Origin of the sequence: Paenibacillus sp. FSL R10-2199, from assembly GCF_038000235.1 — a bacterium.
GTDB lineage: Bacteria > Bacillota > Bacilli > Paenibacillales > Paenibacillaceae > Paenibacillus_AQ > Paenibacillus_AQ phytohabitans.
In genome coordinates this window covers 594,654-616,525 of the sequence record NZ_JBBOBO010000001.1, presented here as the reverse complement: position 1 = coordinate 616,525, position 21,872 = coordinate 594,654, and the positions used below count along the sequence as shown (strand labels likewise).

The 21,872-nt window shown below is 46.6% G+C and carries 23 protein-coding genes and 1 pseudogene; 17 read left to right on the top strand and 7 right to left on the bottom strand.

All coding sequences use genetic code 11. The annotated features are described in order from the left end of the window. Positions 1 to 84 precede the first annotated feature (84 nt). From NYE33_RS02620 to NYE33_RS02590, 7 genes are all read left to right on the top strand, one after another. Entirely contained in the window at positions 85 to 1,704 is a 1,620-nt protein-coding gene (locus NYE33_RS02620) for an ABC transporter substrate-binding protein (protein WP_042132884.1), read from the top strand. Positions 1,705 to 1,791: 87 nt separating this feature from the next. Then, entirely contained in the window at positions 1,792 to 2,742 is a 951-nt protein-coding gene (locus NYE33_RS02615) for an ABC transporter permease (protein WP_039300002.1), read from the top strand. A gap of 4 nt (positions 2,743 to 2,746) precedes the next feature. Then, on the top strand, positions 2,747 to 3,592 hold the full coding sequence (locus NYE33_RS02610; protein WP_039300005.1) for an ABC transporter permease: 846 nt from the start codon (positions 2,747 to 2,749) through the stop codon (positions 3,590 to 3,592). A 14-nt stretch (positions 3,593 to 3,606) separates the two neighbouring features. Further along, entirely contained in the window at positions 3,607 to 4,620 is a 1,014-nt protein-coding gene (locus NYE33_RS02605) for an ABC transporter ATP-binding protein (RefSeq protein WP_042132887.1), read from the top strand. Beyond that, on the top strand, positions 4,613 to 5,530 hold the full coding sequence (locus tag NYE33_RS02600; RefSeq protein WP_341064661.1) for an ABC transporter ATP-binding protein: 918 nt from the start codon (positions 4,613 to 4,615) through the stop codon (positions 5,528 to 5,530). The genes NYE33_RS02605 and NYE33_RS02600 overlap by 8 nt, the downstream gene beginning before the upstream one ends. Positions 5,531 to 5,601: 71 nt before the next feature. After that, positions 5,602 to 6,051: a hypothetical protein gene (locus NYE33_RS02595; protein ID WP_042132890.1), complete on the top strand. Its 450-nt coding sequence runs from the start codon at positions 5,602 to 5,604 to the stop codon at positions 6,049 to 6,051. An 87-nt stretch (positions 6,052 to 6,138) separates the two neighbouring features. Then, positions 6,139 to 6,303, top strand: a complete 165-nt coding sequence (locus NYE33_RS02590; protein ID WP_156118508.1) for a hypothetical protein — start codon at positions 6,139 to 6,141, stop codon at positions 6,301 to 6,303. On the opposite strand, the gene NYE33_RS02585 is transcribed toward NYE33_RS02590, so the two are convergent. Beyond that, complete coding sequence (locus tag NYE33_RS02585; protein ID WP_341064658.1) at positions 6,300 to 6,503, bottom strand: hypothetical protein; 204 nt, start codon at positions 6,501 to 6,503, stop codon at positions 6,300 to 6,302. The genes NYE33_RS02590 and NYE33_RS02585 overlap by 4 nt on opposite strands. A 685-nt stretch (positions 6,504 to 7,188) precedes the next feature. Next, a complete protein-coding gene (locus NYE33_RS02580; protein ID WP_341064657.1) occupies positions 7,189 to 7,719 on the bottom strand; it encodes a hypothetical protein in 531 nt (176 codons plus the stop codon). Positions 7,720 to 8,154: 435 nt separating this feature from the next. On the opposite strand from NYE33_RS02580, the gene NYE33_RS02575 reads away from it, so the two are divergent. Further along, complete coding sequence (locus NYE33_RS02575; RefSeq protein WP_076243498.1) at positions 8,155 to 8,988, top strand: MBL fold metallo-hydrolase; 834 nt, start codon at positions 8,155 to 8,157, stop codon at positions 8,986 to 8,988. 8 nt (positions 8,989 to 8,996) lie between these two features. Here the strand turns inward: NYE33_RS02575 and NYE33_RS02570 are convergent, their stop codons facing one another. Then, complete coding sequence (locus NYE33_RS02570) at positions 8,997 to 9,836, bottom strand: SDR family oxidoreductase (protein WP_336102917.1); 840 nt, start codon at positions 9,834 to 9,836, stop codon at positions 8,997 to 8,999. A 217-nt stretch (positions 9,837 to 10,053) separates the two neighbouring features. Here NYE33_RS02570 and NYE33_RS02565 point away from each other — a divergent pair, with 217 nt between their 5' ends. The 3 genes from NYE33_RS02565 (at position 10,054) to NYE33_RS02555 (ending at position 13,025) form a co-directional block, all read left to right on the top strand. Next, the gene (locus NYE33_RS02565; RefSeq protein WP_042132898.1) at positions 10,054 to 11,082 is read left to right on the top strand and encodes an AI-2E family transporter; all 1,029 of its coding nucleotides are present in this window, start codon (positions 10,054 to 10,056) and stop codon (positions 11,080 to 11,082) included. Positions 11,083 to 11,235: 153 nt separating this feature from the next. Continuing rightward, entirely contained in the window at positions 11,236 to 12,252 is a 1,017-nt protein-coding gene (locus NYE33_RS02560; protein WP_042132899.1) for a S66 family peptidase, read from the top strand. 650 nt (positions 12,253 to 12,902) lie between these two features. After that, the gene (locus NYE33_RS02555; RefSeq protein WP_256703813.1) at positions 12,903 to 13,025 is read left to right on the top strand and encodes a hypothetical protein; all 123 of its coding nucleotides are present in this window, start codon (positions 12,903 to 12,905) and stop codon (positions 13,023 to 13,025) included. A gap of 134 nt (positions 13,026 to 13,159) precedes the next feature. Here the strand turns inward: NYE33_RS02555 and NYE33_RS36425 are convergent, their stop codons facing one another. Next, positions 13,160 to 13,360, bottom strand: a complete 201-nt coding sequence (locus NYE33_RS36425) for an IS3 family transposase (RefSeq protein ID WP_445669771.1) — start codon at positions 13,358 to 13,360, stop codon at positions 13,160 to 13,162. After that, entirely contained in the window at positions 13,332 to 13,607 is a 276-nt protein-coding gene (locus NYE33_RS02550; protein ID WP_052421631.1) for an IS3 family transposase, read from the bottom strand. The genes NYE33_RS36425 and NYE33_RS02550 overlap by 29 nt, the downstream gene beginning before the upstream one ends. 116 nt (positions 13,608 to 13,723) lie before the next feature. On the opposite strand from NYE33_RS02550, the gene NYE33_RS02545 reads away from it, so the two are divergent. The 5 genes and pseudogenes from NYE33_RS02545 (at position 13,724) to NYE33_RS02525 (ending at position 17,841) form a co-directional block, all read left to right on the top strand. Further along, the gene (locus NYE33_RS02545; protein WP_156118511.1) at positions 13,724 to 14,392 is read left to right on the top strand and encodes a hypothetical protein; all 669 of its coding nucleotides are present in this window, start codon (positions 13,724 to 13,726) and stop codon (positions 14,390 to 14,392) included. Continuing rightward, a pseudogene (locus tag NYE33_RS02540) lies at positions 14,335 to 15,278 on the top strand (5-methyltetrahydropteroyltriglutamate--homocysteine methyltransferase). The gene NYE33_RS02545 and the pseudogene NYE33_RS02540 overlap by 58 nt, the downstream one beginning before the upstream one ends. 150 nt (positions 15,279 to 15,428) lie before the next feature. Further along, positions 15,429 to 15,650, top strand: a complete 222-nt coding sequence (locus tag NYE33_RS02535) for a helix-turn-helix transcriptional regulator (RefSeq protein ID WP_052421632.1) — start codon at positions 15,429 to 15,431, stop codon at positions 15,648 to 15,650. A gap of 329 nt (positions 15,651 to 15,979) precedes the next feature. Beyond that, on the top strand, positions 15,980 to 16,897 hold the full coding sequence (locus tag NYE33_RS02530) for an ABC transporter ATP-binding protein (RefSeq protein ID WP_231575267.1): 918 nt from the start codon (positions 15,980 to 15,982) through the stop codon (positions 16,895 to 16,897). Further along, entirely contained in the window at positions 16,897 to 17,841 is a 945-nt protein-coding gene (locus NYE33_RS02525) for an ABC transporter permease subunit (protein ID WP_042132904.1), read from the top strand. The genes NYE33_RS02530 and NYE33_RS02525 overlap by 1 nt, the downstream gene beginning before the upstream one ends. Before the next feature lie 103 nt (positions 17,842 to 17,944). Here NYE33_RS02525 and NYE33_RS02520 read toward each other — a convergent pair whose 3' ends face one another. Both NYE33_RS02520 and NYE33_RS02515 read right to left on the bottom strand, forming a co-directional pair. Then, complete coding sequence (locus tag NYE33_RS02520) at positions 17,945 to 21,088, bottom strand: type 2 lanthipeptide synthetase LanM family protein (RefSeq protein ID WP_042132906.1); 3,144 nt, start codon at positions 21,086 to 21,088, stop codon at positions 17,945 to 17,947. Positions 21,089 to 21,207: 119 nt separating this feature from the next. Then, positions 21,208 to 21,453 (bottom strand): plantaricin C family lantibiotic, encoded by a 246-nt coding sequence (locus NYE33_RS02515; RefSeq protein ID WP_042132907.1) that lies wholly within the window; start codon positions 21,451 to 21,453, stop codon positions 21,208 to 21,210. Positions 21,454 to 21,590: 137 nt separating this feature from the next. On the opposite strand from NYE33_RS02515, the gene NYE33_RS02510 reads away from it, so the two are divergent. Continuing rightward, entirely contained in the window at positions 21,591 to 21,803 is a 213-nt protein-coding gene (locus NYE33_RS02510) for a class II lanthipeptide, LchA2/BrtA2 family (RefSeq protein ID WP_076243499.1), read from the top strand. The last annotated feature ends 69 nt before the right edge of the window (positions 21,804 to 21,872 follow it).

The following is a 21,872-nucleotide window of genomic DNA, read 5'->3' as shown; positions in this document are numbered from 1 at the left end:
TAATACATTGTAATCCCGACTATTCCGATATATAATAACTTTCACAACGAGTGAGATTGCTCATAGACATGGAGGAGAGAGATAATGCGTAAAGGGATATCAGGGGTTGTCATTCTAGTTCTACTAACACTAATGATTAGTGCATGCTCTAATGGAAATAACGCGGCATCGACAAATGCGGGTGCAAGCCAGACACCGGCGGAAACGCAGCAGCCTGCTGCCAGCGAACCGAAGGATGGCGGAAGCTTGATTATAGGGGTCGCTTCTGATCCGGTTGTACTTAATCCGAACTATGCGGGTGACCGTGTCAGTCTGACGATTGACCAGGCACTGTATGCTCCGCTGTTCCAGGTGAATAACGGGGAGAAGACCTTCTACCTGGCAGAGAGCCTGACACCTTCGGAGGATAATCTTACTTACACACTGAAGCTTAAGGATGGACTTACCTGGCATGACGGAGAGAAGCTTACGGCGGATGATATCGTGTTCACCATTGACAGCATTCTCGACGAGAAGCAGAACAGCTTCCTGAGAGCCAACTTCCTGATCGGCGACCAAGCCATCAAAGCGGTTAAAGTGGATGATCTGACTGTTGACTTCCAGCTTCCGCAGGTCAGCCCGGCTTTTGAAGCGACACTGGTACAGGTATTCCCGATTCCAAAGCATATTTTTGAGAATGAAACCGACATTGAGAAGAGCACCAAGAACGCTTCTCCAGTAGGTTCCGGTCCCTTCAAATTCAAAGAATACAAAGCCGGTGAGTACCTGACACTGGAACGCTTCGATAACTACTTCGGCGGCAAACCGCATCTGGATTCTGTAACTTACCGGATTGCCAAGGATACCAATGCTGCGAACCTTGCCCTGCAGAACGGCGAGATCAACGTGCAGTATCTTGATCCTAAGGATGTAGCTACCATTCAGGCAACGAACAATTTCGAAATTCTGCCTTATAGCGAAGGCCGTCTGGCTTATCTGATGTTCAATGCGAACAGTGATACCGGCGCCCTCGCCAAAAAAGAAGTCCGTCAAGCCCTGTCCCTGGCCCTCAGCCGCGATGAGCTGATCCAGACAGCGTACACTTCCAGTGAATATGCTGACCCGGCGAAGTCATTCCTGACTCCGGACGCGCTGTATTTCACAAATGAAGTAACTAGTTTTGACAATGATGCCGCTAAGGCTAAGGAACTTCTGGCGTCTGCCGGAGAGAGCAACCTGAAGCTTCGTTACATTGTACAGAGCGGTAACAAGGCACAGGAAGCAATCTCGCTGTATGTGCAGCAGAAGCTGAAGGCTGTCGGCGTGGAAGTGGAACTGCAGAACATGGACTCCTCGGCCTGGGTGCAGAAGTTCATTGATCTGAAATCTACCGACTACGAACTGGCATTGACCGGTTATATCATGGGATATGATCCCGATGCTTACCGTATTCTGTTCACAACAGACAGCTCTTCCAACTACTCGCATTACTCGAACAGTGAAGTTGATAAGCTGATGAATGACGGTGCAGGCGAAGCTGATCCGGCAAAACGCGCAGAGATCTACAAGAAAGCGCAGGAGCTTGTCGCTGAAGATGCACCGATCTACCCGATCGCGTATACTAAAACAGTTGTAGCTGTATCGAAGAACTACGGCGGCATTGATGAAGCTGTATTGAAGCCGGTCGTTATCTTCGAAGACCTGTCCAAGATCTACCAGAAATAATCTGCCCCAAAAAATAAGCAAGGCAAAAAAATAAGCTGGGTTCTTCCAGCTTATTTTTTGCCTGTCAAGAGCTGGGAGAAGCTGCGTATGAGACAACTCATCGTCCGAAGGTTGCTGCAAACACTGCCGATGCTGTTTTTTGTATCCGTAGTGTGTTTTACAATGATTAAGCTGGCTCCGGGAGATCCGGTGCTGTCTTTCGTTACGCCCAATATGCATGCCGATGATATTGAGCGTATCCGCCATAATCTGGGGCTTGATAAGCCTGCCTATATTCAATATTTCATCTGGATCAAGGAAATGGTGCAGGGCAACTTCGGATATTCCCTGATCAATCACCAGCCGGTGCTGGGACAGATTCTGGAACGTCTGCCGGCAACAGCCGGGCTGATGGGCAGCGCCATTGCGCTGGCGGTTATTCTGGCGATTCCGCTAGGCCTCGTGGCCGGTGCGAACCGCAACCGCTGGGTAGACAAGCTGATTAACTTTATTTCCTATGTAGGGATCTCCATTCCGTTATTCTGGCTGGCGATCCTGCTGATGTATCTGTTCGCCATTAAGCTGCATCTGCTGCCGAGTATGGGGATGCGCACGATTGGCGTGGAATCGCCGCTGGATGTACTGAAGCACGGGATCTTGCCTTGCTCGGTGCTGGCCTTCGGCTTCCTGGCCGGATATGTGCGTTATATCCGCTCCAGCACCATTGGTCAGCTGAAAGAGGAATATGTGCAGATCCAGTACGCTTTTGGCTCGAAGAAATCGACAATCCTGTTCCGTCATGTCCTGAAGCATGTGCTGCTGCCGGTCATTACCCTGCTGGGGATGTCGATGGGGGATCTGGTGGCCGGGGCCATCGTCACCGAAACGGTATTCTCCTGGCCGGGCATCGGGTCGCTGGGGATGACGGCGGTTAAGGGAATGGATTATCCCGTCATTATGGGGATCACCTTATTTTCTTCCTTAATGCTGATCCTCGGTAATATGGTGGCAGATATTCTCTACAGCTTTGTCGATCCGCGAATTAAATTAAAGGGGTGACCTCATGAATCGCAGTAAATGGAAAAATCTACAATCAGAGCTGTTTACGAACGGTCTGGGTGTCGCTGCTCTTGCTGTATTGGCTATCTTTACGCTGGGGGCCATCTTTGCCTTCCTGTCCGGATATGATCCGAATGCCATGGATGCCATGGCCCGCCTCACCAAGCCCGGCGCCGGACATCTGTTCGGAACGGATGACTATGGACGCGATTATCTGTCCAGAGCGCTATATGGCGGCCGTGTCTCGCTGCTGGTCGGGTTTGCTTCCATGATCGTGGCTACCTTCGTGGGTGTGATGGTTGGTGTGATCAGCGGATACTTCGGCGGCTGGCTGGATAATCTGCTGATGCGGATGCTGGATATCATCATGTCCATTCCGTCCTTCCTGATCCTGCTGCTGCTCAGCGTCTACCTGAAGCCGAGCATCGGCAACCTGATTATTATTATTGCCTTATTAATGTGGATGAACGTAGCCCGTGTCGTCCGCGCGGAGACCCTTACGATCAAGGAACGCGAATATGTGCTGTACGCCAAGGCTTCCGGCCAAAGCTCCTTCGGTATGATCTGGCGGCATATCCTTCCGGGACTGGTGCCGGTGATTATCGTCGGCGCGACGAATAATATTGCGTCGGCCATTATGATGGAATCGTCGCTGAGCTTCCTCGGTTTCGGGGTACAGCCGCCGAACGCTACCTGGGGCAGCATGCTGAACAGCGCGCAGGGGTATATTGCAGAGGCGCCTTATCTGGCACTGTTCCCGGGGCTGATGATCCTGCTGACCGTTCTGAGCTTCAATGTGCTGGGTGACATTTTGCGGGTCGGCTTTGAACCAAAGCTGATCCGGAGATAGGAGAGTGGAACATCATGACTGAACGGCTGCTGACTGTTGAGAATTTGCAGGTTTCATTTGCTACCCGGGACGGCGAGAATCAGGCCGTCCGCGGCGTTAGCTTCCATATAGATGCCGGTGAAACGGTGGGGATTGTCGGAGAATCCGGCAGCGGCAAAAGTGTTACCGCCAAGGCGGTCATGTCCCTGATCACGCCGCCGGGCCGCATGACTGCCGGGAAACTGGAGTTTCGCGGCGAGAGTCTGAAGGGACTCACGGAGAAGCAGTGGCGGACCCTGCGCGGGAACCGGATCGCGATGGTCTTTCAGGACCCGATGACCTCGCTGAATCCGGTCAAAAGAATAGGCCAGCAATTAACCGAAGTTATCCGCAGACACCGCGGACTCAATAAAGCGGAGGCGTATGCCGAGGCGGCGGAAATCCTCCGCCAGGTTGGCATACGTGATCCGGAGCAGCGCCTGAAGCAGTATCCGCATGAATTCAGCGGAGGCATGCGCCAGCGGGTCATGATCGCGATGGCGCTCTCCTGCCAGCCGGAGCTGCTGATTGCCGATGAGCCGACCACAGCGCTGGATGCAACCATCCAGGCGCAGATTCTGGATCTGTTCAAGGAGCTGAAAGAACGGTCGGATACAGCGGTAGCGCTGATTACCCATGACCTCGGTGTCGTGGCCCAGGTCTGCACGCGGGTCATTGTGATGTATGGCGGACTTGTGATGGAGGAGGGCACGGTGGAGGATATCTTCTATCGTCCCCAGCATCCTTATACACAAGGGCTGCTGCGTTCGATTCCGAAGCGCGGCGGCGGATCGCGGGAGCGGCTGATTCCGATTGAAGGCACACCGCCCGATCTGCTGAATCCGCCGCCCGGCTGTCCGTTTATGGACCGCTGCCCGCATGCTTTTGCCCGCTGCAGTGAACGTCCGCCGGTAGTAGAGCTTGCACCTGGCCACCGCTCGATGTGCTGGCTGGCTGAAGGTGCAGAGCAGCAGGCGGCAGTTACAGTGGGGAGGGATTCCGGTGAGTGAGAGCAAGGTGCTCGTAGATGTGAACAATCTCAAGAAGCATTTCTCCAAAGGCAAGGATATGCGGGGACGTGATACGGCTGTGCTTAAGGCCGTGGACGGCGTCAGCTTCCAGATCCGCCAGGGCGAGACCTTCGGACTGGTGGGTGAATCCGGGAGCGGCAAGTCAACGGTTGGCCGCTGTCTGCTCCGCCTGTACGATTATACGGACGGCGAGGTATTCTATGACGGGCAGCCGCTGGGCAAGCTGGGCGAGAAAGGGCTGAAGCCGTTCCGCAGACGGATTCAGTCGATTTTTCAGGACCCGTACTCTTCACTGAACCCCAGCCTGAATGTGCTGGAATTGATCAGTGAGCCGATGCGTATCCATGGACTCTACCCAGGTGAAGAACGCAAGGAAGCCGTGGCGGAGCTGCTGGAGAAGGTTGGTCTGAAGAGAGAGCATCTCTTCCGCTTCCCGCATGAGTTCAGCGGCGGGCAACGCCAGCGGATCTCCATCGCCCGGGCGCTGTCGGTCCGGCCCGAGTTCGTCGTCTGCGACGAGCCAATCTCGGCGCTGGATGTCTCCGTGCAGGCCCAGGTCGTCAATATGCTGGAGGATCTGCAGTCCGAATTCGGACTGACCTATCTGTTCATTGCCCATGACCTGTCGATGGTCCGGCATATCTCCGACCGGATTGGCGTGATGTACGGCGGCCGCCTCGTTGAGGTTGCGGAGAGCGATGAGCTGTATGACAATCCGCAGCATCCGTATACCAAGGCGCTGCTGTCTTCCATCCTGGAGACCGACCCGCTGAAGGCCGGCCAGCGAATTCGGCTGGATGCCTACTCGGTAACGCGCGGGGATGAAGCAGCCGCCATACTGCGGGAAGTGAGCCCGGGGCATTATGTGGCTGGTGACTTTACGGATTGAATTCAGGTAATGTCTGAGCAATGATCAAATGATCAGGATATGAGCACTTATGTGGATAAGGAGGATCTATAATGACAGAAACGAAGAACAAGGTAAAGTTATCGCAATGGGACGCCCTGCTGGTGGAATCGCTGCGTTCTCTGGGCTGGTCCGATGAAGAACTGCTGCGGCGGGTTGCCGAAGGGGATCTGCCTGCCGACGAGAGTGAATACGAGTTCGATTACGGGCAGCTGTCTACGCTGGCTGGTGAACAGCCGAAGCTGTTCCGTCAGGCCGTGACCGAAGGCTACCAGATCAAATACAATACGATCCGCGGCATCCGCAGCTGGATTGCCGTTGCACTCCGCACCCAGCCGAAGCTGGAGCTGGAGGAAGGCCGCGAAGCAGTCGAAGCGGTGTTATCGGAATCACAGAAGCAACGGCTGGAGGATGTATTATCCTTCGGCTGGCAGATTACCGGCGGCGGATCAGCCGCAGATGGCGGCAACGCTACTTACCGGATCGAGCCGATCCAGCGGTAACAGCGGAGCTGAGCAGCAGAGACAAGCTGCATAATTATGTGTATGTTAAGAATTAGCCCTTCGGCTTTGTGCCGGAGGGCTTTTTGCATGATGAATACAGAAACTGTGGGGCATTTCATAAAAGATACTGGTCTGTCGCTGTTGATCGGGAAACCGGGAAATTTGATTTCAAAGAATATAAACAGAAGTTTTGATAAAACCGTTTGTGATGGATGGTTGACGCAAACTGTGAAGGAAGAGGAAAGCAGTTAAAGCCGGCTGATTTCAGGGACTTTCATTTTTTGAGCAGAGGCCAGAATAAGCAAAGCTCGACGGACCTGAACCGGATCGGCTCCTTTGCGGGCAATCCGCAGAAGGCGGTTGCCTTCTTCCTGAGTTAAATCACGAACAAAAATAGTCATGCCGCTCACCTCGAGAGAGTTGGATTTACGTATAATTACCCGTTTTCCCAACTATGATCACGGAAGGGGCACTAGTTAAGTTTTCATTTCTTCGTACAAAACTGAATCGAAATATCGATTATGAAAGTACTGGTTAAATCGCGAAGTGAATTCACGCAGTTCCTTCACGACTGTTTTTTTGAATGAGGCTATCTATTTTTTATACAAAATGAAAAGCTCAAGTCGTTTACGGTGAAATTTCACCGTAACGACTTGAGCAACAATAAAGTGCTTTTTTATTCTAATTTTTGTTTATCTTGAGATTTATTAAGAAAAAGGAAAAATTTAAAAATATAAACAGGAGCAAAAGATTCATATTTACGTCTTCAAGTTTTACTACCCATGGAATCATTGGAGTGAAAAAATTCAATAAAAAAAGCATAAACGAGTTTATATCTTTCTTTTTGGTAAATCTATATTTAATCCAATTATAAATAACATAAATCAAACCAACAGAATTAACACATAAAATAGTCACATAGTAAACCGTTTGTTCCACCGAAAATTCCCTTCTGCTTTGTAATTATACTAGCTAGTTTATCACCAAGCTTGTATAGTTCCGGCGCATACCATTCAGGAACTGTTAGAGCAATTGGAGAATCCAATGAAGGTGGAACCTAATTTGGCGAACCCCCTTCATTGTCACTTCGCTGGTTCTAGGTCAATTACATAGCCGATAATGTTTGATAAGCATTATTTATAGCGGAGTCACAATCCTTGTTTGAATTATACCCCCCCAAATTGTAGCAGCAAAAGCTGGAGCCGATGCAATAAGTCCTGGAATTGCAGCTAAAGAAATAATTACAGCAGTTCCAGCCGCTTTAGCTGCATACTGAAAAGCTTTCAACGAGCTTAGAGATCCAGAAAAAGAATTAACATACATTTTATAGTCCGATGCTTGTGAATTAGATTGCGAAAAGTACTTACTTACGTTACTTCCAGTTGGACCATAGTCATAATGTTGGTAAGTTGCTGCATAAAAAGTACCACCAGCGGTAGAAGAATAGTTATCGTAATAACAAGACCCCTTATCGCCCCCTGCTTCAAGTATTTGAATTCCGCCTGAACTTGGACTTGTTTTAATTTGCGTGTCTTCAATTTTAACATTATTTAGATATACAGTTCCATCGGTTTTCGTTGTGATGACATCGGTTTTTGTATTATCTGTGTATATTTTACCATAGGATTCCATCCCTGGCTGCAGTACATAAGTTTTGGTGTCCGTCACCTGACCCGATACGCCGTCTTTAACTCAGTGGTGGTTGTGGATACATATGGAGCATTTTTCGCTGCGACACTTCCTTCTGAATTGTTACCAGGTGCGGCCATTGAAGCCGTAGCGCTAGTTAGGAAAAACACTCCACACAGTAATGGTAAAAAAATCGATTTCACTTTAAATTAATTGACTCCTAAAAAATGGTATTTTAAGTACAGGTGTATACTACTCCAGTTTCTGGAAAATGTAAATAAATATATTGTAAAGAAATATAAGGATTTCATAATATTGATATGCGAAGCGTACTAAAGAAGGTGGATACATCTACTTTTCTTTCGTTTGTTGAGTAACAACGCCCTTTTTCAACCGAAACACTAGATGTAGAATAGTCGTAGGATAAGAATCGTAAACTATAATGCGGGGGTAATGTCCCTTGGGAGGTATTTGATGTTTAGATGGAAGCGTGGCCCTGTCACTCTGTTCCAAAGTGATCTGTACATGACGAATTCACTTGTTATGGAGACGGACGATTGTGTGCTGGTAACCGATCCCTGCTGGCTGCCCCGTGAGGTGGAGGAAATCCGGCGATATGTAGACAACATCCTTGGCGCGAGAAGGCTGTTCCTGTTATTCACTCATTCTGATTTCGATCATATTATCGGATATGGGGCCTTCAGGGAAGCTGAAGTCATCGCAAGCAGGGCATTCGCGGACAAAAGCGCCGGGGAACGCGAAGATATTCTTGAACAGATCCGGGCATTCGAAGATAGTTATTATCTCAGGAGAGACTATGAAATCACGTATCCGCTGGTGGATCATGTGATGGAGCAGGATGGGCAGACGCTGGTATTCGGGGATTTGAAGCTGACGGGATATGCTGCGCCGGGCCATACGGATGATGGGCTATTTACTATAGTGGAGTCTGCCGGGCTGTTCATTGCCGGAGACTACTTGTCTGACGTGGAGTTCCCCTATATCTACGACAGCAGTCTGGCTTACGAAGCAACGCTCGGCAAGCTGGAGCAGATATTGGCCCGGCACCCGTTCACGCTGCTGGTCCCCGGACACGGGGAGGCAACGGACAGCAGCGTAGAACTGGAGCGGCGCAGGGAAGAGAGCCTGAAGTATATCCACAACATGCGTACGGCTGTAGCTTCAGGCATCCAGGAAACGGTTGATGCTCTGATCGAAGGCTGTGCGTTCCCGCGCAATATGTCCAACTTCCACCGCAGCAATCAGGAGCTGATCGCGAAGGAGCTGGCCGGAGAAGCGGAAGACTGACGCTGCAGTTACATATCCAGCTGGATTTTTCGAATATGAAGTACACCGTCAAGTCCGGTAGGGTCTGTACTGACCTTGCGGGAGACGAATTCTTCGGCCCGTTCGGAGGTGCGCAGGCGCAGCGGCTTGGTCTCCAGCTGGACCAGATCCCACATAACGTCTGCTACGGACTCTGCAGTCTGCGGTTCTACATTCCTTTTCAGGAAGGTCCCTGTGTAGGCATCAAGAATCGGCTTGTATTCATCTTCGAGGATGCCGCCGGTGTCTGCTACATGCCCAAGGACGGTCTTATTGAATTCTGTAGCGATGGCGCCAGGCTCAAGCAGGGTAATGTCGATATTGAATTGCGGCTTGTAATAGGTAGCCAGACTCTCCAGCAGTCCCTCCACCGCGAATTTACTGGCGCAGTAGATCTCGTTCATCGGTTGTCCAATGAGCCCGCCGACACTGGACGTAGCCACAATATGGCCGTAGCCGGTCTTGCGCAGCAGGGGCAGTGCAGCCCGGATCGTATGCATAACCCCGTACACATTAGTATCGAATATGCGCTCGATATCAGTGAATGGAGCTTGTCCAAGCGCCCGGAGATAGCCGAACCCGGCATTGCAGAACAGTACATCCAGCGTACCGTGCTCCTGGTCAATCTGGTCGATAACCCGCTGAATGCTGTCCGGCTGCGTAACCTCCAGTTCTACGAACTGCAGATTGTCCACATTGCGGTACAATTCCTGATCGCGCTCCAGATGGCGGGTGCCGGCGTAGACCGTCCAGCCTTCCTGTGCAAACTTCAGCGCGGACGCCAGGCCGATGCCGGATGATGCTCCGGTGATGCAGATGATTTTGCCCATAAGGGATACAGCCTCCATTGATTTGGAATTAAATTGCTTCTACCTTCATGATTTCGCACACATTATAGCATAAAGCAGCCGATGTTCTGGCAAGATGACATAAAGTTTGTTTTTTCGCGTATTTTTGACTCTGCCGAAGTTGCTATAATTGTTTTCGTTACGGTACACTATAACTAAAGGTCCTAATCGCCTGCGAATGGAGAGGAACAAGGAAACAATGGATGTATTCAAGCGTTACTTTGCAAATTTAACAGTCCGCCGCTTTTTAATTCTGGCACTGATTGGACTGCTGCTGTACAGTATTAGAGACATGCTGAATCTGGTGCTGCTTACGTTCCTGATTGCTTATGTAATGAACAGCTTTCAGGTGCTTTTGAGCAAAAGAATCGGCAAATATGTCAAGGTGAACAGCAAGGTAATCATTATTATTTTATACTTAGCGCTCATCACTATGATCGTACTGGCCCTTGTCAAATATCTGCCCAAGGTCTTCTCGCAGATTAAGCAATTAACCGCGTTTCTCGGAACACTAACCTCTGACGACATCCCACAGAACGAGATTATGCAGTATTTATTCAGCATGGTTAAGGAATTGAACTACCAGAGCTATTTGAATCAAGGCATTGAATACGTGTTCAAAATCAGTGACTGGGGAACTACGTTCGTCCTGTCAACGATTCTGAGCCTTGTCTTCATCCTGGAGAAGAACAGAATTGTCAGCTTCACCTCCCGCCTGAGAGACAGCAAGATCTCCTGGTTCTATGTAGAGCTTGAGTATTTCGGCAGGAAATTCATAGCCTCCTTCGGTAAAGTCATTGAAGCCCAGATCCTGATTGCGCTGTTCAATACTTTGTTCACGGTTGTCGGGTTATGGATCATGGGTTTCTTTTTCGAACCCTTCCCGTATCTCTTTGCGCTCGCCATTATGATCTTCATGCTCAGCCTGATTCCAGTGGTCGGCTTTGTCATTTCGCTTATTCCGCTATGCATCATCGGCTACAATACCGGCGGACTGGTGATGACGATCTACATACTGGCTATGATTGCCGTGCTGCATGTCATGGAAGGCTACTTCCTCAACCCTAAGCTGATGTCCTCCAAAATGAACCTTCCAATGTTCTACACCTTCATCGTGCTGCTGTTCTCCGAGCATTATATCGGCGTATGGGGACTGATTCTCGGCATTCCGATCTTCGTCTTTTTCCTGGATATTCTGGAGATTAGCCGTGATAAGCCGGGAACCTGAGGGATAAGGATATAAGGTGGAACAACGATAAATACACGATCCAATAGATAAATGACATACACAAACATATAAGAGATATTCATAATAGGTGATATTCAAACTGCTTATGGTTTGGGTATCACTTTTTATTAGGATTAAGGAGGATACGCAAAAATGATCAGATATCCGTCATTAGAAGCAGAAGCAGTTATAGGTGTGACAGCTCCTTCATCGGGAGTAGGGGAGGAACTGCGTGAACTGCTCGAGCTAGCCTGCAGCCGGCTGCAGGAGCAGGGTTATGGCGTGGTATGCGGAGCAACGGCGTGGACGCAGGATAAGGCCAAGTCTGCACCGGCAAGCGTGCGTGCGGCTGAATTCAATGCCATGATGGCCGATGACAGCATCGGGCTCATCATCCCGCCTTGGGGCGGGGAGCTGCTGATCGAGATTCTGGAGCAGGTAGATTTCGATCACATGAAGGTCAAATGGATTCTCGGTTACTCTGATATCAGTGTGCTGCTGCTGGCCGTTACTCTCCGGACAGGCATTGCCACTGCTCACGGCACCAATTTTATTGATTTACGTGGAAAAGAGACAGACCCGGTGACAGCTATGTGGGAATCCGTGCTGTCTACAGCAAGCGGGGAACCGGTACTTCAGCATTCCTCACAGCAGTACCAGCTGGAATGGGGAGGCGGTGAGCCTTCACCCCATGTGTTCAATCTTACCGAAATCACCAACTGGAAGACTGTAGGTAATCAGAACGTAACTATGCAGGGCCGGCTGCTCGGCGGCTGTATTGATGTAATCCGGCATCTCATCGGCACGCCGTATGGGGATGTGCGGCATTTCCGGCAGCATTACATCCAGAATGAGCCCATCCTGTGGTACCTGGAGAACTGTGAGCTGTCGGTAACGGATCTGCGCAGATCCCTGCTGCAGATGAAGCTGGCCGGCTGGTTCGACCATTGCAGCGGCCTGATGTTCGGCCGGAGCGCAGCTAACCGTCCTATGGAGAATTACACCGTGGAAGATGTCTATGAGGAGCTGGCCGGGGAGCTGGAGCTGCCGGTCATTTACGATATCGACTGCGGCCATCTGCCGCCGCAGCTTACGCTGGTGAACGGGGCTTTTGCGGAGGTGTTGGCTGGAGCAGGTAAAGGGACTGTGAAGCAGTATTTCCGGGCGTAATTGTAGAGGAGTTCCTTTTTGGCAAATCGTAATGAAATACATTATCGCCAAGGAGAGAATGAACCTGTCCAATACTTCAAATTAAAGAATAATTATAGCTAGCGTTAAGTACTTTTACACAGCTACCGCGGTGAACCGTACCATAAGTAGGGGCAAGTTTTTTGGAGAAAAACTCGCAGGAGCCTGTGTTTACAGCATGAGGGCCATAGGAGCAGGGGAGGTCACGTTCCGGTTGAAACGGTGCATAAACGCTCTTTTGCGAGTTTATTTGTACTACAGAGTATGTGATAAGATATTATTTCCTCATAACTATGGAATTTAGTATTTTATCTTTATTTTTATGCGGCAGATATAATAGAATGAAAAAGGAATAGAAATACGTTGAACATATGGGATATATAGGATAAAATAAAGCGGGGCGGTGAAAACTGTTCCCTACTACGGGCATTGTACTCGTAGCTTAGCAGTTCGGAGGAATTTTAAATTGCCGCGTTATGTGCGGAGGAGAAGATCGCCCCATTGGACCGATCTAAAAAGAAGAGTTAAAAAGGCGATAATTCGCAAGAGAAAGTAGAACCTGTTAAAGCAGGGAATACAAAAACGTGTTCTGCCTAGTTTCGGTACGTGCCTTCATTATCTGGAGGTAGCGGATGAAAAAAGGTAAGAAGAACAAAAACAAAAAGAATAGCTTATTGGAGCAACTAATAACGGGCGTAGTGATCAGCGTAACTGCTGAATTAATCATTGCTCTCATTCATAAGCTGTTTCAATAAGGTTGAAGGGAAGAGGGAGCTGTAACCCCTCTTCTTTTCTTTATATTCTCAAAAAAATGTTGATTTTTAACTAATAGTGCTCTGAAACTATAGAACACTGTCTGGACCTCTGTCAAGATAGTAGACACAGATCATTAAGCAGCCTGGTATAGATGAAGCTGTTCATACTCCGTGGGAGTATGGTAATCAATGGAGAAATGAATACGCCGAGTATTGTAGAAAAACTCAATGTACTCGAAAATACTCTGCTTCGACTGTTCCCTAGTTTCATAGCGATTTAGGTAGATCAATTCCTTTTTGAATACACTATGCAGGGTCTGGACGTCCTCGGCCATAGGCCTGCTGTAGAGCGCTTATTACGAGCTCTTTCGTCATCCGCTCACCCATTTGCCATCCCACAATCTTACGGGAGTACAGATCCATGACGCTAGCCAGATACAACCAGCCTTCTCTCGTCCAGATGTAGGTAATGTCAGTTACCCATTTCTCTTCTGGCTTCGTAGCTTGAAACTCGCGGTTAAGAACGTTGTCCTGAGCAGGTAACGTATGTTTGGAATAGGTTGTTGCCTTATGCCTTTTCATATGACACAATCTCCTTTTCTAAGGCCGCTCCTTTCAATATATTCTGTGTCTACTACTCAGTCTAATTTCAGTATACGTAATGATACGCAAATGAAAATTATGTAAGGGGGATCAAAATGAATGAAAGTTTTTTAGTATCTGCGATAAAGGCATTCTTTCAAAACTCGCCGTTAGCAATGTTTTATATTGTACTATCCCTTGTAGCCATTTGGATGTACAAACAGTTCCGGGCATATTTAATTGAGAATCAAAAAAGTACAATAGGAAAAACAGAGAAAGCAATAGAAGTATATTCTGAGCTTGAAGTAACGATTCGGAAAATATTACAGGGAAATATAATATCGACATCACTTGATGAATGTATTACCAAATCAAGTTCATATTTACCTTATGAATTATTAAAAAAATACTACAATAGGGTGGAGACTGAAGAGAAGGTAGAAGGGGATAGAAATAGAAAGCTAAAAGAATTGCATCAGAAAGTAAAATACATCATTCCAGGTTGCTGCACCGCCATTGAATATTGGCATAACAAACCCGTAGCTGGCTTGTCCTACACCTTATTTGGAGATGACCGGCCCGTCTGCCGCCGAGAAATAAGCCATGGACGATACAGTAGTCGCTGCTGCCTGAACCTAACCCTATGCCCGATAACATTACGAGCGCGAGAAACAGACTCCAAACCTACGCGAGAACCGGAGCTCAGCCTTATACAATCGTTTCATACTTGCCCTCCTTTAAATTTCAAATTGTGGGCAGCCTGTTACGGCCGTCGGAACTGTTAAAATATAAAATGCAGATCGAGCACCGGGATGGTATCAGCTATCCGTTTTATGAGGATTTTGCGGGTTATGAGACTTGCGAGGCTGAGTCAATTAAGGATGTAGTGAACAAGGAAATTGAGCACGGTCTGTCGGTAATAACGGACGGTGAGTATTCGAAATCGATGTGGCATCTGGATTTTGTATGGGGCTTTGAAGGAGCTGAGCGGGAAGAACCATCATTTTATCAAAAAATTCAAGGAGTTCCACGAGCATGCCGGTGACCGTGAAACGAAGCTGTGTGTTCCATCACCGTCGCATATTTTTGGAGAGCTCTCCTGGTCTGACAACATTGGCGGCAAGGATGCCATTTACAAGAACAGACAGGAGCTGAAAGCCGGCCTCGTTAAGGCCTATAAGGAATTTGTGGGGGAATTCGCTGATCTTGGCGGCAAAATCATTCAGTTCGACGACTGCCTATGGGGGCTTTTGCAGACGATAACCCGAACTCCCCCGGGAATTATGATTCCCGTAACATGGGCGGGGGCTCGTACGTTAAGATTGCCAACCTGTTTCTGAGGCAGCTGAAGTATGACCGCTTTTTCCTGGAGTGGGATGATGAGCGTGCGGGTTCGCTTGAGCCTCTCGCTGTCTTCAAGGATCGCCGGATACCGAGATTGTACTCAGCCTGCTGTCCTCCAAGACCAATACGCTGGATGATGAAGAGCGCGTAGTCAGACTGCTGAATGAAGCAGCGACGATTATTGATAAAGGCCTGCTGTTTCTCTCTCATCAATGCGGATTTGCCTCCTGCGACGGTGGTAATGAGCTGGCAGAAGATGAGCAATGGGCGAAAATCAATCAAGGACAGCGGATTGCCAAGCAATATTGGCAGACCCAGTCTGTATAGGTAATGAAAAGGCCTATTCCATCCATAAGGAGGAATAGGCTTTTTTATTTTGGAAAAAGGGTATTTATAAAAAAAAAGTAAAGGACTCTTTACATTTGAATAAAATGGAACTATGATATTAAAAAGAATATATAACAAGGAATGGTAAATATGGGAGTTGGTGATTCTTATCTAAAAAATCATATTATTGAGTTGCGTAATGAGAGGAGCTGGACGCAGCAGCAATTGGCAGATGCCCTGCAGGTTAGCCGGCAGACGGTAATTTCTATTGAGAAAAACAAATATATGCCATCCCTAAAGCTGGCTTTCCGCATTGCTGAAGTTTTTCAGAAAAGCATCTATGATGTGTTTGATTATGAAGGGGGGGATTAAAATGAGCTCTCTTTCTCTTATGAACTCCATCCTTGCAGTAGCAGGGTTTATGGCATTTATAGGAATCGTAATTTGTGTTTCCAAGATCCGAGATGAGCGGGGAATCTACATTTTAAACAAATTTTTTAAAGTTATGTTTCTTGTCTTATGCAGCAGCTTTTCACTGATCATATTCATTAGTTCTTGGGTAGACCTGAGTTATGATCAGTATAGAAATATGGTCACAATACTGTTTTCATTGTCCATCATAACTGGTTTTTTTATCTGGATTGGTTTATGGAAACAGAATTAAATGACGGATACAGCATCCGTCTTGGGAGGATTACAAATTGGACTTTTTAATTATTGATCAAATCTCTAAAAAAATGGGGAGCAAGGATATACTAAAGAATGTTAGTTTGTCAGTTCCGAAAGGGAAAATATTCGGACTGCTTGGACCGAACGGAGCCGGAAAGACAACCTTAATCAAGATCATGGTGGGTATGATGAAGATGAGTTCGGGTGATGTCCGCATCGGGGGCAGTTCCATTCAATCTGATTATAAAAATGCTATAGAAAGAACGGGTGCTGTGATAGAGAACCCGTCATTTTACGAAGAAATGACAGGATTCCAGAACTTGCGCTATATATCAGCCTTTCGTAAAAAGCTGGGCAAGGAAGACATCGTACGCCAGCTTAAGGCATTTGGATTGAATGAGAGTGCGAACAAACGGGTCAAGAAGTATTCGTTAGGTATGAAACAGCGCCTGGGTCTGGCGGTTTCGCTGCTGCATAATCCTGATCTGGTCATTTTGGATGAGCCGACTAACGGATTGGACCCTCAAGGTATTATTGATCTACGTAAAATACTCAGAGAGCTTGCTGAGAAGCGAGGGAAAACAGTCTTTCTCTCCAGTCATTTATTATCCGAGGTGGAGATGTTGTGTGACTACTATGGTGTTATGAATAACGGAGAAATAGTGGAAATTAAAGAGAATCTCAGAATGATTAATGAGTTCCGCTATACTCTTTCATTCGAGCGGTTACATGTAGAACAAGCTAAACAGCTGTTAATAAAAGCCGGCCATAAAGTGGAGAATAACAACGGAGCGAATGATCTGGCATTTTTGTTACCTGAAGAACAAATTATGAGTGTAATCCACATGTTGAGGCAGCATGATATTGACGTGCTGAATATGAAACAGGGCAGAAAGACACTGGAAGAAGATTTTATTGAATTATTGAAAAGTGATAAGGGGGTAAGCTGATGCGGTTACTTAGAAATGAACTATATCGATTTTATAATAACCGTAACACATGGTTGATCACCATAATGCTATTCATCATTACTGTAGGATATGCAGTTTTAATTGGTTTCAGCAGCTCAGACATTACAAATGGGAATACAAACTGGAGATCCGGGATCGAGAATCAAATCAAGGAAGATCAGAAACAGATCGCTATTCTTCAGCCAAGCATGCCTATGCACCGTTTCCTCTCCGAACAAATCATAGTGAATCAATACAGGCTTGATCAGGATCTTGCCCCTTCGACCAAATATGACGTATTGACACTGATCAACGAACTAAGACCATTGACCACACTGATTACCTTGGTGGCTATTGTCTTTGCTGCTAATGCCATTTCCGCTGAATATTCAAAAGGAACTATTAAATTTGTAATAACCTCACCGATTCGCAGAGGAAGTTTCCTTCTGCTGAAATATATATCTACAGTAATAAATATTATCCTGTTGTTTGTGACATTCCTGATATTTGCATCATTATTGGGGTATGTGGGGCTGGGAACAGGTGGAAACAATTATTATCTTGCTTATCAGAATGGCGAGGTCATAAAGATGTCGATGACAGTCTATCTGTGTCTAAAGTATTTGGCAACGCTTTTGACTATTATAATGATGGCAACCTTAGCCTTTGCTATATCCGTGTTGTTCAGAAATGCGTTACTTTCAGTGAGTGTCTCCTTGCTGCTATATTTCACTGGAACTACGCTGACGCAATTTTTTGCAACGAAATATGATTGGACCAAATATTTGATTTTTACCAATTACGACTTATCTACATATTTAGATGGCACGCCAGTGATAGAGGGAATGAACCTTTCTTTTTCAGTGATTATCATGATAGTCTACTTTGTTGCGTTTATGGGAATCTCCTATCTCACTTTTACCAAAAGGGATATCACCGTTTAATAGTATTCCTTATCAGCCGTTGCCGGTATGCAGAAAAAAGCGCGTGAGGTTATCAGAGAAGTGATTCTGAGTACCTCGACGCGCTTAGATTGACTGATCAGAACTAGTTAAAATCATTGGGTGGGGCTAGATGAAGAATCTGCGGCAGTTTACCAGGAAAAGCTTCTTTGAGCAGTCCAAAGCCTACCCCGCTCCATCCAAGCATTAGGCCGACAGCCTCCACTCCGCGTGACACACCTCCATTCATTCTATACTTACTGTAATACTCCAGGAGCCTTCCGGAAAGGTCAGATACTGCTGTCTTTACAGCAGGATATTGGTCTGAGAAATTTCTTAGGATCTCAAGCTGCCCAAAATCTCCGTGGCAGAAGGATCTATTATTATCCAGACCTAATCTGAGCGTAGTCTCAATCCCGGCTTCAATTTCTGATTCCAGCATAGCATCGTGATAACCGCTTTCGCGTAAAATGTGACGGGAGAGCAGGATGCCGGGGGCTCCGTGGCACCAGGCAACGGAAAGCTGATCTCTTCCAATAGATCTCCAATTCTTTTCATCAGTTACGTACATACTTCTCTCAAATAACAAGCCTTCCTCAATCGTACGCCGGACCGTAGGATCTTCCATCAGTTTATTGTATTTTGCGAGTGCGGCCAAAATTCCTGAGGAGCCATGTGCAAAGCCGGTATAGAACTTCTGGTGATAAGGATCGCGCCAGGCGATGCCAACGGGCATTGCTGTTGCACTAGACTGTAAATGACGCACACATCGCTTCGCAAGCACAAGGATTTCCTGTTCTTTTTGCTGCTCATAAAGGGATAGAAGCACCATTAAGGCACCCGCAGCTCCTCCGGTAATATCAAATTGAGTATCCTTCTCAATCGATTCTCCAATCAGCGGTAGAAATTGCAGTGCAGCCTGGAACCATTCGGGACGCCGTTGGTTAACCGATGCGTGCTGCAGGAAGTATAGATAGCTTGTAATTCCAGTGAATCCGCCCAATTCTACATAAGGTGTCCAATCTATATCTTGTTTCTGCAGCTCGTGCAGTGAATCAATAACAGTATTTACGCATCGCACTGTAGCATCCTCAAACTGTCTATCCTCAGGAATTAGCTTGCCGAGATAGCTAAGGTAGAAGCCAATACCGGCTACACCGTTATATAAATCCAGGTTGACAGGAGATATCGTCCAGGAAATTTCATCAATACCTTTAATCATTGTGCTAATCCAGCTAATATCCTCACTGCCTTCGGCAGTAATGGATTGTTCCACAACATATCGACCAACTCTCTTTGAGCTATCTAGAATGTTGATTCCGTTCGCTTCTTCAACTGCAATGTGCCCGGTTTCTTTGCTTAAAGCCAGTGAATCTTTATGATGCTTTGCATTGAAGGAGGCCAGGATGGACATACGTATAACATGAATTTGCTCACTAAGGTCAGTTTCTGACAGGGAATGAATTTTATCTCTTACTCGGTCTAACGCCGACTTCTCAAAATAATCCATGACCAGTGTTTGATTCGTCAATTCCAAGTGTGTGCTGGAAGGAGAGGATAAGAAATAGGGAATATCCCCGTCCAAAAGATCAAGCAGTTCACTTTTTACGACATCGGCATTCGTGTTTTCATTCACAGGCTTCTCTAGTCTACTCATGAATACTTCCCGGTCAACCGCATCCCGCAGGAAGTCAGGATGGTAGCTTCGTTTAAGTAACAGGGCATAGACGGCTGTCGGCCGGATAATGGTTCTCACAGGACAAGCCTCAAATATTGTTAAAAGTGCAATGTAGGAGGATCTGTCTTGATAAATAAGTCGGTACACCTGCCGGAAGCCGTCCATAATGGAAGCTAGATAATCAACAATTTCAACAGGCTTACCCTCCAGCTTTGGCACATTCAGCGCCTCTTGAATTTCAAAAGAATCCTTGGCCAAATGCATGTCATCACGAAAAGACTGCTTAAGCTGATATGCCTCAAACGGTGCTTTTTGGGCTTCTTTCCCGCTAAGTCCGCTTAAGTCGAGCACCTTATTGCTATCTTTCTTCTCATAATAGGCGTTAAAAGGAAGAATTCCGGTTGAATTAACCGAACGGGTCAGTATGTATCGTGCTTTGGCAATAGCAGTATCCATAGAGATTTCAATGTATTTGCTCTGATGAAACAGAGATTCCAAGTCAATTAGCACCGGGTGATCCCCGCAGGCAATAATATTCTCATGATGAAAGTCAACAGCATCAATACTATACAGAATGGCCAGCAGTTGACCCAGCCGAATATAGTAGTCATTCAACTGCTCCAATGAGTCACATTCCCGGTACATAACAAAATTAGACCAACCATAGGTCCCACAATTAAGTATAGCGTTAGTGGCTAATTGCTTTAGCGGCTGTCTATGATTTATCCAACTTAGGATTTGCTGGAACTTGAGATCAACTTCATGGCTTCGGGGTTTGTATACAACCTTTTTGTTTCCAAAAGTAAGGATTGCCACCATTTTCCCTTTGTCATGGGAGTCTCCAAGACCAAGATCCAAATCGGTAAGTTCTCCGCTTACGCCAAAATAGTCTTTGATTTGTTCGGCGTCTGTTCCGAGGCGCTGTAACAATTCCGCGACGTTGTTTATCCAATAAGCCGTTTTAGTACATAGGATTCGGAGCAGCACCGGATATTCTTCAAAAAAGGATAGGATATAAGAGCGATCATTAAGGAAAGAGTCATTGAAGTTTAAATACCTTTCTTCAGACGTTTCGCCAGCCAGTTGCTCATGCACCCGTAATACGTTCAGTTCAAGAATTAGGGTTTGATAGGATATTTCCAACAGGGTTTCTTTTAAATGATACAGAGTCTTTTCTTTAACGGAGGCAGGAAGCAACACATTATAAGAAGCAAACTGGGAATCGGCTACATAAGCGAAGCGTGTTAGCAGAGCATCAAAAATAAGTGAGCTGTGATGCATTACATTCGTGGATTGAGGCTGGTTATAAGTGGCGAAAAAAAGGTCTTTTACATTCATCCAGTGATCATAGTGATATGCTTTGCCGGTATTCCATTCAATAAAGGGGGTTAAAGAGGACTTAGCGAGTAATTCCACACTGTCGCCGGTGAAGATTGAAATGGATTTGTTAAGCCAGTCCTGATCGTCATTAAACAATGTCCGCCAATAAGCAGACTTTTCCTGAATCTCCGCATTACTGATAGTTTCTGCAACAGGCTTTCTTTCATTATAGACAAAATATTTATTAGTCATGAGTTGGCACACACCTATTAAGTATTTGTTATAAAGAATAGCAAATGAGTTGTTTAAAAGTGTAAGAAAAGAAAGCGGATGGGCAATTAGGCGCCCATCCGCAGCTTCAGAAGATCTGATTAATTACAGCTTGGCATACACTCTTTGCTCCATGTGCATACCCAGCCATCGTTGCCGAGTCCACGGCTGATAAAGATACTTGTACTTGTGGTCAAGGTGTTTGTATCCCACCCGCCGGCGAAGTTCTGAAGGTCTTCATCTTTCAGTTCTGCCATTACATCACCGGAAGGGTGAGGTACATCACCGAGGTTTCTTCTTGCCACCGGGTTTTTCCATGCGGATACCATCTCTTTGCTAAAAAACATAATAAATCTCTCCTTTTTGAATAATGGTAAAATAATGGTAGACTTGGAATTCCAAATATAGTATATTATTTTTTGGAAAGGATAGTCAACCCCAATTCTTACATATTGTTAAATAATTGGAAAGAGGAGATTATATTATGAAAAATTCCCAAATCCGCAATGAGTTTTTGAGAACCAGCAATGCAGTTGGTGTAGTTAGTGAGGAAGAACTGAGAATGCTCACCGGGGGAGCAGGTGACGTGAATCCAGAAACGACTCCGCTTACAACATCATCATGGCCTTGCGTCATTGGGGCAGTAGATATTTCTGCTAATCTTTGCCCAACTACTAAATGTACCAGCAAGTGCTAATAGTAATTATCAATACAAATTAAATTAAAAAGCTAAGATAAATGGCTACCCTTTCATGTAAGAATCTAG